Origin of the sequence: Solirubrobacter pauli, assembly GCF_003633755.1 — a bacterium.
Taxonomy (GTDB): domain Bacteria; phylum Actinomycetota; class Thermoleophilia; order Solirubrobacterales; family Solirubrobacteraceae; genus Solirubrobacter; species Solirubrobacter pauli.
Genome location: NZ_RBIL01000002.1, coordinates 1,350,102 through 1,366,914, shown reverse-complemented (window position 1 = coordinate 1,366,914; position 16,813 = coordinate 1,350,102). Strand labels below are relative to the sequence as shown.

Genomic DNA, 16,813 nt, shown 5'->3' with positions numbered 1-16,813 from the left:
TTACAAAATGCGACCCGCCCGCAGAGAGAAATACGACCGCCGCCAGCGCGAGGTCGTCAGCATCGCCGCCCAGCTGTTCGCGCGCCGCGGCTTCCAGGCCACGACGATGGACGAGCTGAGCGAGGCGACCGGCCTGCGCAGCGGTGGCCTGTACCACTACATCGGCTCCAAGCAGGCCCTGCTGCTGCAGATCTTCGGCGAGCTGATGGACCCGCTGCTCGAGCGCGCGGGCAAGATCACGGAGGGCACGCCCGAGGAGCAGCTGCGCGAGCTCGTCCGCGTCTGGGTGGCGCACATCGAGACGCACCTCGACCACATGGCGGTGTTCGCCCAGGAACGCCACGCGATCGAGCGCGAGCCGGCGTGGGAGCAGGTCCGTGCGAGCCGGGACGCGTTCGAGGCGATCCTCGCCCGCCGGCTCGCCGACGTCGGGATCACCGACCGCCTGCAGCACTTCGCGCTGCTCGGGATGGTCAACCACACGGCGACGTGGCTCAAGCCGGGCGGCCGCTGGACGGCCGAGCAGATCGCGGACGGCTACTGCGACATGATCCTGCACACGTGATCCGCTCCGCCACCCCGCACGACGAGCCCGCGCTGCGCGCGCTGGACCGCCGCGTCTGGTCCTGGCTGCACTCGCCGGTCGAGCCACGTGACCGCCCGTTCGACACCACCGGCGTGCTCGTCTGCGAGCTCGACGGCGAGCTCGCGGGCTACGTGAAGGTCGGAGAGCTGTGGGACATCCCGTCCGTCAGCCACGTGCGCGAGCTCAAGGGGCTGGCCGTCGACGAGCGCTTCCTCCGCCGTGGCGTCGGCCGCGCGCTGCTGGGCGCCGCGATCGAGCAGGCCCGCGGCGAGGGCGCGCGCAAGCTCACGCTGCGGGTGCTCGGGCACAACGCGCCGGCGCGTGCGCTCTACGCCGCCTGCGGCTTCGAGGTCGAGGGCACCCTGCGCGGGCTGTTCGAGATCGAGGGCCGCGCGGTCGACGACGTGCTGATGAGCTACGACCTGACGCGACCCGGCGCGGCGCCGTGCGACCCCTCGCACGGCGCCGCGACACGCGGGCTGACCCGTCTCTGCCGCCCCCAGTACCCCGCAACGCGGTACCTCATGCGTGGCACCGCGGCACCGGTTCGAAGTAGGGTTGGTCCAACATGGCCGACACCGCCCAACGCTCCTCTTCCGCCGACCTGCGCTCGCTCGGCGGCCTCGCGCTCGCCGCTGCCGACCGTCACTCGGGGGACGCGATGCGCGCGCCGGGCCGTGCGGCGATCACCTACGCCGACTTCGGCCGCGCGATCCGCGAGATCGCCGGCGGGTTGGCCTCGCTGGGCGTCGAGGCCGGCGACCCGGTCGCGATCCTGTGCGGGACGATCCCCGAGTGGACGATGGCCGACTTCGGCGCGTTCTGCGCCGGCGCGGTGGTCGTGCCCGTCTACCACACGAACTCGCCGGAGGAGTGCGAGTACGTGCTCGAGCACAGCGGCGCGAAGGTGGTGCTGCTCGAGGACGCCGGCCAGGCGGCGAAGATCGCGTCGATCCGCGGCCGGCTGCCGAACCTGGAGCACGTCGTCGTGCTCACCGGCGAGGCGCCGGACGCGATCACGCTGGCAAATCTGCGCGCGCGGGGAGCGCAGACGGGCGAGCAGGTCGCGCGCGAGCGCACCGAGGCCGTCTCCCCCGACGACACGGCGACGATCGTCTACACGAGCGGCACGACCGGCCCGCCCAAGGGCTGCGTGCTCTCGCACGCGAACCTGCTGTACACGGCCGGCGCGTACATCGACCGCCTGGACCTGCGCACGTCGCCGCCGGTGATCTTCCAGTACCTGCCGCTCGCGCACGTGCTCGCCCGGATGGTGTCGTTCGTGTGCCTGGACGTCGGCGGCACGCTCGCGTTCTGGGGCGGGGACACGAAGAGCCTGGCGGCGGACATCGCCGAGGCCAAGCCGACGCACATCCCGACGGTCCCGCGCCTGCTCGAGAAGATCATGACCCGTGTGATCAGCACGGCGGAGTCGGCGGGCGGCGTCAAGGCGGCGATCTTCAAGCGCGCCCTGTCCACGGGCGAGGCCGTGGCCAAGGCCAAGCGCGACGGGGGCTCGGTGAACCCGCTGACCAAGGCGCAGGCGGCGCTCGGCCACAAGCTGGCGTTGTCGAAGGTCAAGAACGCGCTCGGCCCCAACGACCCGGTGCTGATCACCGGCGCGGCGCCGATCGGCGCCGAGGTGATCGAGTTCTTCTACGCCTGCGGCGTGCCGGTGCTCGAGGGCTACGGGCTCACGGAGACGTGCGCGGCGGCGACGCTGAATACGCTGACAGAGGTGCAGGTCGGCTCGGTCGGCCGCCCGTTGGCCGGCGTCGAGGTGACCCTCGGCGAGGACGGCGAGATCCTCGTGCGCGGCCCGCTCGTGTTCAAGGGCTACCACCGCAACGACGAGGCCACGGCGGCGATCATCGATGGCGACGGCTGGCTGCACACGGGTGACCTCGGCGAGGTCGTCGACGGCTACGTGCGCATCACGGGCCGCAAGAAGGACCTGATCATCACGTCCTCGGGCAAGAACGTCTCGCCGGAGATGCTCGAGTCGGCGCTGCGCGAGACCCGCTGGATCTCGCAGGCGATCGCGGCCGGCGACCGGCGCTCGTACCTGGTCGCGCTCGTGACGATCGATCCCGACGAGGCGCCCAAGCTCGCCGCGGAGCTCGGCGTGCCCGCCGACCCGGAGTCGATGGCGCGCGACGAGAAGGTGCGCCAGCGCATCTGGGAGGACATCGACGCCGTCAACCAGCGCTTCGCGCGGATCGAGCAGATCAAGCGCTTCGCGATCCTCCCGCGTGACCTCTCCCAGGAGGACGGTGAGCTGACGCCGACGCTGAAGGTCAAGCGCTCGGTCGTCTACAAGAAGTACGCGGGCGACGTCGACACGCTCTACGAGGGATCAGCCGCCGAGTAGGCCGAGTTCGGCCGCCCGGCTCGCGGCCTCGGTCCGCGTCCGGCAGCTGAGCTTGGCGAGGATGTTGCGCACGTGCATGTCGACCGTGCGCGGGCTCAGGAACAGCTCGCGCGCGATCTCGCGGTTCGTGCGGCCCAGGGAGACCAGCCGCGTGACCTCGAGCTCGCGGCGCGAGAGCCCGGCGGCGGCGTGCTGTTGCGCCGCCCGGGCGCCGAGCCGGCGCTCGAGCGGCTCGCCCAGGCGCTCGAACTCGGCGGCCGCCGCGGCGGCGAGCGGGCGGGCGTTCAGCCGGCGCGCGGTGCGGTAGCTCTCCTCCAAGCGCTGGAGCGCGGGCTCGCGCCGGCCGGCGGCGGCGAGCGCGACCCCGGCGCGGAGCGCGATCTGCGCGCGCTCGAACGGGAGCTCGAGGTCGGCGTGCAGCTCGAGGGCACGGCTGAGCTTGTCCGCGGCCGCATCGGCCTCACCCTCGGCGAGCGCGACCTCGGCGAGGGCGTGGGCGAGCGCGGCCAGGGCGTCGGCGTGGCCGGTGCCGGCGGCGATCGTCGAGAGCGCCTCCGCGGTCGCGCGGGAGCGCGCGAGATCCTCGTCGGCGGCGAACACGGTCGCCGCGTAGCGCAGGCCCGGGATCGCGTAGTGGTGGTCCTCGCTGCGCTCCCAGCGGGCGAGCACGTGCCGCGCGTGCTCGGCGGCCGTGGAGCGGTCGCCCGCGTGCGCGGCGACCCAGGCGAGCGCGGCGGAGCTGTCGACGTCCATGGAGACGACGTCCAGCCGCATCGCCGTCGCCCGGCAGCGCAGGAGCAGCGGCTCGCCGGCCCGCGTGTCACCCCGGTAGGCGAGGATCGCGCCGAGGATGCCGTCGGCCACGCACGCGTCGTCCGGTCGCGCCTCCCCCGCCCCGAGCTCGCGGCTCAGCTGCGCGGCCTGGTCCCAGTCGCCGAGCTCCCGCAGCACGTAGGCCATGCAGCTCAGGCACACGTACTCCTGCCCGCTCGCGCCCGACAGCTCGCACAGCCCGACCGCGGTGGAGAGCGCCTCGCGCGCGCCGCCGTAGTCGGCCGCGGTCTCCATCGCGGTCGCGAGCCGCTGGTAGAGCTCGGCGGCTTCCGTGGTCAGCTCGTGCTCGAGGGCGAGGGCGAGCCCGACGCGGATCGTCTCCACGCCCTCGGCGTAGTCGCCGCGCTTGGCCCGCGCGACGCCCTCCAGCCCCAGCGCCCGCGCCCGCAGGTCGGGCCGGCCGGCGCGCTCGCCGTCGGCCTGCGCCGCTCGCGCGAGGTCCGCGGCCTCCGCGTGCCGTCCGGCGCTCTGCCCGTATCCGGCGAGCAGCAGCCGCTCGGCCGCCGCCTCGCCGGGAAGCGAGGCGGCGTCGAAGGCGACGACCGCCGCCCGCCGCGCGAGCAGCGCGTGGTCGCGATCGCCCTGCAGGTCGTACAGGGCGGCGAGCCGCCGCTCGGTGATGGCGAGCGCGGCGCCGCCGTGGCTCGCGGCGCGGCGGAGCGCGGCCGCCTCGCGGAGCGCGCGGGTCGCCTCGGGCAGGTCGCCGGCCAGCTCGGTCGAGTGGGCGTAGTCGTCGAGGGCCGTCAGGCGCTCCTCGGTGCGCTCGCCGTCCGGCCACAGGTCGAGGGCCTGCAGAGCGGCGGTGGCGGCGTCGCGGTGGGCGTGCACGTAGGCGAGCTCGCGGGCGGCGGCGAGGAAGGCGTCGAGCGCGCGGTCGCGGTCGCCGGCGGCGAGGCGGTGGGCGGCGATCTGGCCGCTCGGGGCGCCGCCGAACTGGAGCGCGTCGGCGAAGGCGGCGTGCAGGTCGCGGCGGCGGCGCCACGGGATGCCCTCGTAGATCGCGTCGCGGACGAGGGCGTGGCGGAAGGCGGCGTGGCCGGGGCGGGTCTCGACGATCAGGCCGGTCTCGAGCAGCTCGTCGAGCGCTGGGGCGAGGTCGAGGCGGAACTCCGGCCCGACGACCGCGGCGGCCTCGGCGGCCGCGCGGCCGGCCTCGGTCACGCCCGTCATGCGCAGTAGGACGGCGTCGCGGATCGTCTCGGGGATGGGCACGTCGGCGTCGCTCAGCAGCTCGAGCCCGTCCGGGCCGGCGGTCAGGCGCCGATCCGCCTGCAGGACGGCGACGAGCTCCTGGATGAAGAAGGGGAAGCCCTGGGTGCGGTCGAGGACGGTCGCCGCGAGAGCGGGCCCGGGGTCGGCGTCGAGCGCCAGCGCGGTGAGCTCACGCGTCGCGGCCGCGTCCAGGGGCGTCACCAGCAGCTCGCGCAGCGCCCGCGCGCGGCGCAGGTCGGCGCGCAGGCGGCGCAGCACGTGGCCGCGCCCGATCTCGTCGGAGCGGTACGCGGCCACGAGCAGCAGCGGCAGCTCCCGCACCGGCGCGGCCAGCGCGGCGAGCAGGTCGAGGGTGGCGCTGTCGGACCACTGCAGGTCGTCGAGCAGGATCACCGCCGGCGACACCGCGGCGAGCGCGCTGCGAAGCGCCTCGAACATCGTCGCGCGGTCGCTCGACTCGGCGGCCGGGCCCAGCTCGGGCAACAGCAGAGCGAGGTGCGCGCGCAGCGGGCACGCGTCCAGGACGTCGGGCGCGTCTCGCAGGCGCTGCCGCAGTGCGGCGACGACGGGACCGTACGGCGCTCCGCCGGGCAGGGACGCCGAGCCGCGCAGGAAGGGCCCGTCCGCGAACGCGGCCTCGGCGAGGTGCGTCTTGCCGACCCCGGCCTCCCCCGCGAGCAGCACGAGCGCGCCCTGCCCGGCCAGCGCCTCGTGCGCCGCCTCCGCGAGCCACACGAGCTCGCGGCGACGGCCGATGAGCGCTGGAGCAGGCACGGGCAAACCCTACGCCCCCGCCGACCGCGCCGTGCGGCGGGAGTACGAGCCGCCCCGGCGAGTACTCCCAGCGAAGCGCGAGCCGCTAGGCGAGGACTTTGCCGGGGTCCGGATTCACGATCACGGTGTCGGCCACGAGCGTGATCTCGTCGGCCGGCATGCCGGTGCGCTCGGCCTGCTCGCGGACCTTGGCCGCGCTCGTGCCCTCGTACAGGCAGACGGTGCCGAGCTTGCCCGACTCCTCCTGGACGACGTAGGTGCGGATCCAACGGACGTCGTCGGACATCTCGGCGCCCACCTCGGCGCTCCGGGCGGCGGTCTCCTGCAGCTCCTCGGGCGTACCCCAGAAGTCACGGCGGCGAATGGCGTAGAGGTTCATGCGTCAACCTTCTCGGGTCCCCGCCCCGGCAGCATCGGCAGGACTGCCGTACCTACGCGCGTCCCCTGCCGTATTTCGCGCCGCAAAGCTCGCCGAGACGGCTGGAACCTCCCGCGGGCTGCGCCACCCGCACGTCATGACCGATTCACCGGACAATGGTTCCGCAGCGTCAGCTGACCGTCGCCACCGTCGCGGCGTTCGTCCTGGCCACCTACTGGGTGGCGTTGGCCGTCGGCGTGGACGACCCGCTCGTCACGCACGGCGTCTACCTCGCCTTGCACGTCTTGTTCGTGGCGCTGGTGATCGCCCGCGCGGTGCGGCGCGCCGAGGCCCGGCCGGCGTGGGCGGCGCTGGCGGTCGGGCTCTCGTCGTGGACGCTGGGCTCGATCTGGCAGGTGGTCGGGGACCTGATGGGTGCGACGGAGCCGCCCTTCCCGAGCGTCGCCGACCTGTTCTGGCTCGGCGCCTACCCGTTCGTCTTCGCGAGCGTCACCCTGCTCGCCCGGCCGTGGCTGAAGCGCGTGCCCAAGGCGGTCGCGCTCGAGGCGCTGGCCGTGGGCTTCGGGACGACCGCGGTCGTCGCGGCCGCGACCGTGCCGTGGGTGGTCGACAACGCCGCGGGGCTCAGCCTCGTCGCCCGCGCGATCAACCTCGTCTACCCCCTCGCCGACTCCGCGCTGCTGGCGATCGGCGTGATCGGCGCGGCGGTGGCCGGCTGGCGTGCCGGCCGGACCTGGGCGTTGCTCTCCGCCGGGGCGCTCGCGCTCGTCGTGGGCGACACCCTGTGGGTCTTGGAGGCCGCCGCGGGCACGTGGGCGCCGGTGATGAGCAGCAACGCCGTGTTCCCGCTGTGGCCGGCGTTCGCCGCCGCGGCCGCCTGGTACCCCACGCCCGTCGCGCGCACGGCCCACTTCGGCAGCGGCGTCCGCACACGTGCCGCCGCGCTGGTGAGCGGCGTCCTGTCGATCGGCCTGCTCGCCGCCAACGCCTGGCTGGCGGTGCCGGACGTCGCCATCGTGCTCGCCGCGCTCAGTCTGCTCCTGACGATGCAGGGCAGCGGCCGCACGCTCGCCGACAGCCTGCGCGCCGCGCGCGAGGCCGCCCGGGAGCGCGAGATGGTCGAGGACGTCCGCGACGCGATGGACAACGGCGAGCTCGACGTCTACTTCCAGCCGCTGGTGCGCGTCGGCGACGGCGAGGTCGTCGGTGCCGAGGCGCTGCTGCGCTGGCGCCGCGCCGACGGCGTGTTCGTCCCGCCCGACGTGTTCCTGCCCGCGGTGGAGCGCAGCGAGCTGATGCGCCCGCTGACCGACTGGGTCCTCGACCGCGCGCTCGCCGCCGCGGCGGGCTGGCACCGCTCGGGCCACCGGATCGGCGTCAGCGTCAACCTCGCGACGGGCAACCTGAGCGAGCCCGACCTGCCCGGCCGCGTGCTCACCGCCCTGCGCCGCAACGAGCTCGGTGCCGGCACGCTCACGCTCGAGATCACCGAGACCGCCGCCGTCGAGGACAACGCCATGACCGGGCACGTCCTGCGCGCGCTGCGCGACCTCGGCGTCGAGCTGTCCGTCGACGACTTCGGGACCGGCCACTCGTCGCTCGCCCGGCTCGCCGAGTTCCCGATCTCCGAGCTGAAGGTCGACCGCTCGTTCGTGGCCGACATGCACACCTCCGAGCGCCCGATCGTGGCCACGTCGATCCAGCTCGCCCAGACGCTCGGGCTGCGGGTGGTGGCGGAGGGCGTCGAGGACCAGCGGACGCTCGACGCGCTCGTGGCGCTGGGCTGCGACCTCGCGCAGGGCTACTACTTCTCGCGGCCGCTGCCGGCCGTCGAGCTCGCGGGATGGCTCAACCACCCCGTGTCGGTGTGACGCGCGCCGCCCCGTGAGGCGGCGCGCATCATCACACGTGGTCTACGGCGTGGTGGTGCTCATCGTGAAGACGAGCGTCTTGCCGTAGGAGCCGTTCTGCAGCGTCTCGTTGGCCGCGACCTTCTGCTGGAAGAAGAGCGTGGCGTTGCGGGCCGTGTTCGACGGCGAGGCGTACGTCAGCAGCGGCGTCGGCGTGGCCGAGCCGCCGACCGGGCCACCGGCCAGGCCGGTCGCGCCGGTGCCGCTCGCGAACTTGATCGTGAGCGGCGTGGCAAGCGAGCGCGTGCCGTTGACCAGGCGACCGGTGTTCGTGGTCGACGGGTCGAACACGCTCAGCGTCGTGTCAGGCGTGTTCGTCGTGACCGACGCCGTGAGGTTCGCCTCGTAGGACTTGGCGATGCCCGGCACGAACGCGCCGAAGGTCAGCTTGCCCGGCAGGGAGAGGCCGAGCACCGAGGGAAGCTCCTCGCTGCCGACCGCGACCGGGAAGTCGACCGCGTTGACCTTGTAGGTCACCGTCTTGGTGGCGATGTTGCCCGCGCCGTCGGTGGCCGTGACGGAGATCGTCTTGGTCGCCAGCTTGGACGTATCGAGCGGGGTGCCGCTCGCGACGCTGCCGACGCAGGACTCGATGCCGGACGCGTCCGTGCACTCGTAGTCGATCGTGGCGGCGGCGCCGACCTTGTAGGTCTGGCCCTCGCTCGGCGTCTTGAACGTGATCGCCGGCACCGTCGAGTCAGCCGCGTAGGAGCCGATCTGCGTCTGCGGGTTCGACTCGACGAGCGTGTTGATCTTCTTCAGGTGCGCATCGGCCTGCGCCGCGGACGCGTCGCCGGCCAGGTTCAGCCGCCAGGAGAGGACGCCGCGCTTGATGTCCGACTGGTAGATGGTGCCGTTGTGCCAGTAAGTCGACCAGTCGCCGCCGAGCACGATGCCGGTGGTCTCCGGCTCGGTCACGAGCGGAGCCGGATCCGCGTAGGCGATCTCCTTCGGCGCCGCCGGCGTCGAGAAGTCGATGATCGAGATCCCGGACTGGTAGGAGCCCGACGTCGCGTAGTAGCCGGCCTTGGTCGGCACGACGTTGAAGTTGTGCCAGGTGCAGTTCTCGCGCGAGCCCTGCGGGCGCGGGTGGAGCATCTCGCCCTTCGTCTCGCCCGTCAGCGGGTCGAGCAGGTACAGCGTGCGCTCGACGATGGTGCTCGAGGCCTGGCAACGCGCCGCGCTGCCGCCGCCCGGCTCGTGGCCGAACATGAGGTACTTGCCGTCGTAGGTGAACGAGCCGGAGTGGCCCGTGCCGACGCCCGGCATCTGCTGCGTCCAGAGCTGCGTCGGCTTCTCGACGGAGCCCTCCTCGGTGACCGGCTTGGCGAGGTCGAACTTGTACATCGTGAGGCCGTTGCCGCCCGCGCACATGGCGTAGCCCGTGCTCGTCCCACCGACGTTCAGCAGCACGTTGTTGTCGTGGCAGGAGTTGTTGCCCACGCGCTCGACGCCGGTGCGGGCGTCGATGCCCTTGTTGGTGGCGCGGCCGATGATGTCGATCTTCGTCGGGTCGGAGATCTTGATCTTGAAGATGTCGATGCCGTTGCAGGCGCTCGACGAGCCGCCGTTGTAGATGTACAGCGCGTCGCGGGCCGGGTCCGGCACGGCGGTCGCGGTGTGCGAGCCACAGCCGACGAGGCCGGGGTTGTCAGCGGCGAAGCGCAGCTGGCGGATGAACTTCGGCTCCGCCGGGTTGGAGATGTCGAAGACGTGGATGCCCTCGAAGCCGTTGCCGACGAGCTGGCCGGCGCACATGCTCGACGGGCCCGCGGCCTGGTCCCAGGAGCGGATCAGGAGGTTGCCGTAGACGACCACGTCGCCCTGGCCGACGTCGCAGCCCTTGTAGTTGACGACCTCGGTCGGGTTCGCCTTGTCGGTGAAGTCGAGGATGCGGAAGCCCTCGTACGTACCAGCGATGACCAGGTTGTCCTTGAAGGCCAGGTCGGAGTTGTAGACGCCCGAGCCCGCGCCGGTGAGCGGCACGTCGCGGCGGCTGTAGCCGACCGCCGTCAGGTTCTTGATGACGTAGCCGGCGGCCGAGATGACCGGGCCGACGGGCTCGCCCGCGGCGGCCGACTTGACCTTCGACGCGTCGTACAGGTACGAGTTCGTGTCCTCGGCGCACTCATGCTCGAGGTCGTTGAAGGACGGCATGTTGCCGGCCCAGTTGCCGCCGGTGTGGAGCGTCAGCGACTTCCCCATCGCCGCCTCGGTCTCCGTGATGCACGGATGTGCGAGCGCGGCGGACGGAGCGAGAGCCCCCACCGCCAGCATCGCGCCTACGCTCGCCAAACCGGCGAGACCCTTCGCAAAACGCATTGAACCCCTCTCGTTCATGGCCCCCTCATGGACCATCCGCGAACCCTACGGGTTTGATGAGGTCTTAATGAAGGCCTTAGCACGTGGAGGTCTCTCCACACCCCGCTGGCATACTCGTGCGGCAGATGACCCGAGCTGACGGCGCAACTACCCCTGACGACCACGTGATCGTGCTGTTCGGCGCGCTGGGCGACCTCTCGCGTCGCAAGCTGCTGCCGGGCCTCTTCCACCTCGACCGCGCCGGGTTGATGCCGGCGAACTACAAGATCATCGGCACCTCCCGCAAGGGTGGTTCCGAGGCTGACTTCCGCGACATCGCGAAGACCGCGATCGGCGCCGCCGCGAAGGGCGAGGTGTGGGACCGCTTCTCCTCGCGGCTCGGCTTCAGCGCGTTCAACGCCGACGACCCGGGCCCGCTGGTCCAGGCGCTCGCCGAGGCCGACAAGGAGCTCGACGAGCCGCGCCGCCTGTTCTACCTGTCGGTGCCTCCCGGGGCGTTCGGGGCGACGGTCAAGTCGCTCGGCGACGCCGGGCTGGACGCGCGCGCGCGTGTGGTCCTCGAGAAGCCGTTCGGCGTGGACCTCGACAGCGCGGTCGAGCTCAACGCGCTCGTGCACTCCGTGTTCCCGGAGGAACGCGTCTTCCGGATCGACCACTTCCTGGGCCGCGAGGCGGTGCAGAACCTGCTGGCGCTGCGGTTCGCGAACGGCATGTTCGAGCCGATCTGGAACCGCGACCACATCGACCACGTGCAGATCGACGTGCCGGAGACGCTGTCGGTCGAGGACCGCGCGGCCTTCTACGAAGGCACCGGCGCGTACCGCGACATGGTCGTCACGCACCTGTTCCACGTGCTCGGCTTCGTCGCCATGGAGCCGCCGACCGCGCTGGACGGCCGCTCGATCATCGAGGAGAGCGGCAAGGTGTTCCGCTCGATGCGGCCGATCGACCCCAAGTGCGTGATCCGCGGCCAGTACGCGGGCTACCGCGACGAGGACGGCGTGGACCCCGACTCGCAGACCGAGACGTTCATCGCGATGCGGACGGAGATCGACAACTGGCGCTGGGCGGGCGTGCCGTTCTTCCTGCGCACCGGCAAGAGCCTGGGCGAGTCCAAGCGGCTGATCACGATCGCCTTCCGCGAGCCCCCGCGCAAGATGTTCCGGGACGCGAAGGCGTTCGTCGAGGACTACGGCCCCGACCACATCTCGTTCGACTTCGGCGACCCGGGCGGCATCACCACCTCGTTCCTGGCCAAGGTGCCCGGCCCGCGCATGCGGCTCGGCCAGGCGCAGATGAAGTTCTCCTACGAGGGCTCGTTCAACACCGAGGGCCTCGAGGCGTACGAGCGGCTGCTCTACGACGCCATGCTCGGCGACCGCACGCTGTTCACCGACTCGGACGGCATCGAGCGCCTGTGGGCGGCGTCCGCGGACCTGCTCAAGGACCCGCCGCCGCTGCACCGCTACGCGCAGGGCAGCTACGGCCCGCAGAAGATGCACGAGCTGATCGCGCCCCGGCGCTGGTGGCTCCCCTCGACGTAGCCGTTCGTCGCGCCTGAGCGACCGTTCGTCGCGCGGTGGGGAATTCGTCGTTGACAGCGACGAACTCCCCGCTTAGCCTCGCCTCGCTTTCACCGGGAGGAGAGGCCCATGAGGTTGTCCGTGGCGCTCGGCGCCGCGCTGGCGTTGCTGTCCGCTGCGCCCGCGCACGCCGCGCCTGAGCTCACTCTGAGCGCGTCGCATGCGCGTGAGCCGCTGCTGCGCGCGCAGGCGCCGAACACGACGCTCCACGCGGCGGCGCTGACGCTGCGCGTCACGAACACCGGGCCCGATCCCACCGACGGCAGCACGGTCACGGTCACGGACGCGCTGCCCGCCGGGCTGAGCGCGCTCGTGAACAACCCGGGCGTGGGCGCCGGCCCCGTCGCCGCGTCGGGCCCGGGCTGGACGTGCGCGGGCACGGCGACGAGCCGCTGCACGCGCAGCGACGTGCTCGCGCCAGGGGCGGCCTATCCCCCGATCACGCTCACGGTCGCGGTGGCGAGCAACGCCGCGGCGACGCTGCGCAACACGGCGACGGTGTCCGGCGGCGGCGACGCGACCGACGGGACCGCGAGCGACGACCTCGGCGTGGTCGCCGACGCGTGCCCGAACGGCTGGGCGGCCGCCGCGCTCAACCCCGAGCGCGCGGACGGCTGCACGCTGCTCGACCTGGTCTGGGCGGGCGAGCCGTTCGCCGACGACGCGGCGTTCGCCGCCCACGTGCGGGCGGTCGCCGCCGGCTTCCCCGGTGCCGACGCGGACGCGGTGATCGCCGCCACGCGCGCGCCGACCGCCGGCCCGGACAACTCGTGCACCAGCCGGATCGCGCTGACGTTCGACGACGGCCCCTCCTACTACCGCCCGGCGACGCTGGCGGCGCTGCGAGCCAAGGGCGTGCCGGCGACGCTGTTCGATCTCGGCATGCGGCTGGAGGCCAATCCGCACCTGGTGCGCTTCGCGCTCGCCGAGGGCCACACCGTGCTCGGCCACAGCCACGACCACCCGAACCTCAACAGCATCCCGGCGTCCCTGCTGGCCTTCGAGGTCGCGGAGACCGCCGCCCGCTTCGCCGCGCTCGGCGCTCCGTACAGCGCGAACGTCATCCGGCCGCCGTTCCTCAGCTCGACCGCCGCCACCACGGCCGCGATCGCGGCGCTCGGCTTCACCGTCGCGCCTGGGCCGGTCGCCACGACCGACTGGGACCCGGCGCGGACGCCGCAGCAGATCGCCACCGCGGCGCTCAACGGCCTGCGTCCAGGCGCGGCGATCCTGCTCCACGACGGTCCCGTCGACTCGCCCGCGGGCCAGGCGACCGTCGACGCGATCCCGCTGATCGTCGACGGCGCTCGCGCGCGCGGCTACTGCTTCGGCGTCGTCGACCGCGCGGGCCAGGTCACGGCGGCCCGGCTCGCCGGACGCAGCGACCCGATCCCGGCGCTGACCGCACCGGTGCCGTACGTCCCGCTCGCGTACCCGGGCACACCGCCGGGCGCGTGGGAGCTCGTCCCGCAGCCCCTGCAGGTCGAGGCGACGCACAGCCCGGCGGTGTTCGTGCGCGGCGGGACCGGGACGCTCACGCTCACGGTCGCGAACCCGACGAGCACCGCCACCGACGGGAGCACCACGACCGTGACCCACCCGCTCCCGGCCGGCCTGACGGCGACGAGCGCCTCCGGCACCGGCTGGTCGTGCGCGGGCACGACCACGATCACCTGCACGCGCGGCGACGTGCTCGCCGCGGGCGCGGCGTTCCCGCCGATCACGATCGCGGTGGCCGTCGCGACGGGCGCGCCCGCCGTGATCACCACCGCGCCGCGCGTGACCGGCCGCAGCGGCAACGTCTGGATCGACACGACGAGCGACCGGATCAGCACCGCCGCGCCGGTCCCGGGCGACGTCGGCGGCACCGTGCCGGCGACGCTGGCCCTGACGCTCGGCGCGCCGGCGGCGTTCGAGCCGTTCACCCCGGGCGTCGCGCGCACGTACACCGCGACCACGGACGCGACGGCCACGAGCACCGCGGGTGAGGCGACGCTCGCCGTCGGCGAGCCCGGTCACCTGGCCAACGGGCCGTTCACGCTCGCGCAGCCGCTGCAGGTGGCGATCGCGCCCGCCGCGTGGAGCGGGCCGGTCGCCAACGGCAAGGCCACGATCACGTTCACGCAGGCGATCGGCGCCGACGAGCCGCTCCGGACCGGCAGCTACACGCGCACGCTCGTGTTCACCTTGTCCACCACCACGCCGTAGGGGGTAAGCGACGATGAGGTTCCTGAAGTACGCGGCGGCCGCGCTGGCCGCCGCGGCGGTCATGCCTGCCCCGGCTTCGGCCGGCACGCACTGGGTCACCACGTGGGGCGCGAGCACGCAACCGGATTCGCGCCGCACGCTGACCGAGCTGACGATCCGCCAGGTCGTGCACATCAGCGTCGGCGGCGAGCGCGTCCGGCTGCGGATCTCCAACGCGTTCGGCGGCTACGCGCCGACGGGGGACAACGCGCTGCGCGTCGGCAGCGTCTACGTCGGGCGCCAGGTCGGCACGACCGCCGGCGTGGTGCCGGAGACGCAGACGCGGGTGACGTTCGGCGGGCGGCCGGGCGTCCGCGTCGCGGCGGGCAGCGACGTCGTGAGCGACCCGATCCCGCTCGCGGTCGCCGACGGTGAGAACCTCGCCGTGTCGATCTACGTCCCGGGCACGACCCCGAACGCGAGCTACCACAGCGGCGCGCGCCAGCGGTCCTACATGACGCCGGCCAACGGCGGTGACCGCTCGGCGCAGGCTGACGCCACCGGCTTCACGTCGATCACCAACTCGTGGTGGTTCCTGGACGCGGTGAGCGTCGAGACGAGCGACCAGGTCGGCGCGGTGGTCGCGCTGGGCGACTCGATCACCGAGGGCGCGAACTCGACCGCGAACACCAACCGGCGCTGGCCCGACCTGCTCGCCGCGCGGCTGAACGCCGTCGGCAACCGCGTCGGCGTGCGCGGCGTGGTCAACGAGGGCATCAGCGGCAACGCCGTCACCAAGGACTTCAACTGCTGCGGCGGCAACCCGAGCGGGCTCTCCCGCCTGGACCGCGACGTCCTCTCCCACGACGGCGTCACCGCGGTGATCGTCGCGCTCGGGATCAACGACATCGGCAACTACCCGAACGAGACGGTCGACGTCGCCGACATCACCGACGGGCTGCGCCAGATCGCCGACCGGCTCCACCGCGCCGACAAGCAGGTGCTGATGGCGACGCTGACGCCGTTCGCCGTCGCCACGCTGCCGGGCTACTACAGCCTCGAGAAGGACGCCAAGCGGATGGCGGTCAACGCGTTCATCCGCAATGCCCCGTACTGGGACGGCATCGTCGACTTCGAGCGGGCGCTCGCGGACCCCGCCGACCCGCTGCGGATGCTGCCGGCCTACGACAGCGGGGACCACCTGCACCCCAACGACGCCGGCATGCAGGCCCTCGCCGACGCGGTCACCTGGCTCGACGATCCGTCGCTGCCGATCGACGCGCCCGCCACGACCGTCGGCGGGACCGTCCCGGCCACGCTGGCGCTGACGCTCGGCCCGGCGCCGAGCCTCGGCGCGCTGATCCCCGGCGTCGCGAACGAGTACCGCGCGCCGCTCACCGCCACCGCGACGAGCACCGCGGCCGACGCGCGGCTCACGGTCCACGACCCGAGCCCCGTCGCCCCCGGGCGCCTCGTCAACGGCGCCTTCGCCCTCGCAGCGCCGCTGCGCGTCGCGGCCGAGAACGGTCCGTCCGCGCCCGTCGGCGCCGCGCCGACGACGCTCGCGACCTACGCTGGACCCGTGACGGCAGATCCTGTCGAGCTCACCTTCACGCAGGCCGTCGGCGCGACGGAGCCGCTGCGCACCGGCACCTACGCCAAGGCGCTCGTCATGACGCTCTCCACGACGAGTCCGTGAGCGCGACGCTGCCGGTGGTCGACCTGCGTCCCGGGCCGAGCGCGAACACGATTCGCGTCGGTCCGGTCCTGGTCGACACCGGCAGCGGCACCGCGGCCTCGATCGCGCGGCTGCGGACGTTCGCCCAGGGCGCCGAGCAGGTCGCGCTCACGCACTTCCACGCCGACCACGCCGGCGGCGTGGCCGCGCTCGGCCTGCCCGTCGCCGCGCACGAGGCCGAGGCGGACACGGAGGACCCACGCAGCGGCGACCCGTGGCTCGGCTTCGCGATCCCGCCCTACCGCGTCGACCGCGCGCTGCAGCACGGCGACGCGGTCGGTGACCTGGTGGTCATCCACACGCCCGGCCAGACGCCGGGCCACGTCGCCTACTGGCACGAGCCGACGCGCACCGCCATCACCGGCGACCTGATGCAGGCGGGCGACGTCGCCTGGGTCCCGTTCGGCGGCCCGTGGGCGGACGGCGCGCTCGAGCGGATGGTCGAGTCGGTGCGAACGCTGGCGGCCTTGCGGCCGGCGCGCTGCCTCTCGGGCCACGGCCGTCTGGTCGAGGACGTGCCGGCGGCGGTCGACTTCACGCTGCGCCGCTACGACACGTTCGCCGCGCAGCCGCACAAGGCCGTCTGGCACGCGATCCGTCGCGCGCTCGTCTCCCATCTGATGATCGAGCCGCGCAGCGCCGAGGCCCTGGCCGACCTGCCGTGGGCGCCGGTCGCGGCCGAGGCGCTGGGCGAGAACGCCCGCGCGATCGTCGACGTCGCGCTCTACGGGCTGGAGGAGCGCGGCGTGGTGGCGCGCCGCGGCGAGACGTGGGTGACGACGCTCCCGCACGAGTAGTTGGATGCGCGAGAAAGCGAGCCGTCAGGCGAGCGTTCTCTGCGACCCGAGCCCGGAGGGCGAGGGTCGCCGTTCAGGGGGTGGTTCAGGGGACGCGGCGTTGTTCATGAGAACGGGGTC

10 protein-coding genes and 1 pseudogene are annotated in these 16,813 nt (G+C 73.3%); 8 read left to right on the top strand and 3 right to left on the bottom strand.

Annotation, left to right across the window (positions count from 1 at the left end):
• Window positions 1–7: 7 nt before the first annotated feature.
• From C8N24_RS26040 to C8N24_RS26030, 3 genes and pseudogenes are all read left to right on the top strand, one after another.
• Window positions 8–565, top strand: coding sequence for a TetR/AcrR family transcriptional regulator (locus C8N24_RS26040; protein ID WP_121255638.1), 558 nt, complete (start codon window positions 8–10; stop codon window positions 563–565).
• Window positions 490–933 (top strand): annotated as a pseudogene (locus C8N24_RS35620) (N-acetyltransferase family protein); the annotation flags it as partial. The gene C8N24_RS26040 and the pseudogene C8N24_RS35620, both read left to right, overlap by 76 nt.
• 221 nt (window positions 934–1,154) lie before the next feature.
• A complete protein-coding gene (locus tag C8N24_RS26030) occupies window positions 1,155–2,957 on the top strand; it encodes an AMP-dependent synthetase/ligase (protein ID WP_121255635.1) in 1,803 nt (600 codons plus the stop codon).
• On the opposite strand, the gene C8N24_RS26025 is transcribed toward C8N24_RS26030, so the two are convergent.
• Together C8N24_RS26025 and C8N24_RS26020 are read right to left on the bottom strand one after the other, a co-directional pair.
• Entirely contained in the window at window positions 2,943–5,777 is a 2,835-nt protein-coding gene (locus C8N24_RS26025; RefSeq protein ID WP_170179425.1) for a helix-turn-helix transcriptional regulator, read from the bottom strand. The genes C8N24_RS26030 and C8N24_RS26025 overlap by 15 nt on opposite strands.
• Window positions 5,778–5,862: 85 nt before the next feature.
• A complete protein-coding gene (locus C8N24_RS26020; protein ID WP_121255631.1) occupies window positions 5,863–6,156 on the bottom strand; it encodes a DUF4242 domain-containing protein in 294 nt (97 codons plus the stop codon).
• Window positions 6,157–6,311: 155 nt separating this feature from the next.
• Here C8N24_RS26020 and C8N24_RS26015 point away from each other — a divergent pair, with 155 nt between their 5' ends.
• On the top strand, window positions 6,312–8,027 hold the full coding sequence (locus tag C8N24_RS26015) for an EAL domain-containing protein (RefSeq protein WP_121255629.1): 1,716 nt from the start codon (window positions 6,312–6,314) through the stop codon (window positions 8,025–8,027).
• 42 nt (window positions 8,028–8,069) lie between these two features.
• Here the strand turns inward: C8N24_RS26015 and C8N24_RS26010 are convergent, their stop codons facing one another.
• On the bottom strand, window positions 8,070–10,334 hold the full coding sequence (locus C8N24_RS26010) for an LVIVD repeat-containing protein (RefSeq protein WP_211340151.1): 2,265 nt from the start codon (window positions 10,332–10,334) through the stop codon (window positions 8,070–8,072).
• Window positions 10,335–10,513: 179 nt separating this feature from the next.
• Between C8N24_RS26010 and zwf the strand changes: the two genes are divergently transcribed.
• The 4 genes from zwf (at window position 10,514) to C8N24_RS25990 (ending at window position 16,693) form a co-directional block, all read left to right on the top strand.
• Window positions 10,514–11,932 (top strand): glucose-6-phosphate dehydrogenase, encoded by a 1,419-nt coding sequence (gene zwf / locus C8N24_RS26005; protein ID WP_121258021.1) that lies wholly within the window; start codon window positions 10,514–10,516, stop codon window positions 11,930–11,932.
• Between the two features lie 108 nt (window positions 11,933–12,040).
• Window positions 12,041–14,179, top strand: coding sequence for a polysaccharide deacetylase family protein (locus tag C8N24_RS26000; RefSeq protein WP_121255625.1), 2,139 nt, complete (start codon window positions 12,041–12,043; stop codon window positions 14,177–14,179).
• A 13-nt stretch (window positions 14,180–14,192) separates the two neighbouring features.
• Window positions 14,193–15,857 (top strand): SGNH/GDSL hydrolase family protein, encoded by a 1,665-nt coding sequence (locus tag C8N24_RS25995; protein WP_121255623.1) that lies wholly within the window; start codon window positions 14,193–14,195, stop codon window positions 15,855–15,857.
• Window positions 15,854–16,693 (top strand): MBL fold metallo-hydrolase, encoded by an 840-nt coding sequence (locus tag C8N24_RS25990; protein WP_121255621.1) that lies wholly within the window; start codon window positions 15,854–15,856, stop codon window positions 16,691–16,693. The genes C8N24_RS25995 and C8N24_RS25990 overlap by 4 nt, the downstream gene beginning before the upstream one ends.
• Window positions 16,694–16,813: the final 120 nt, after the last annotated feature.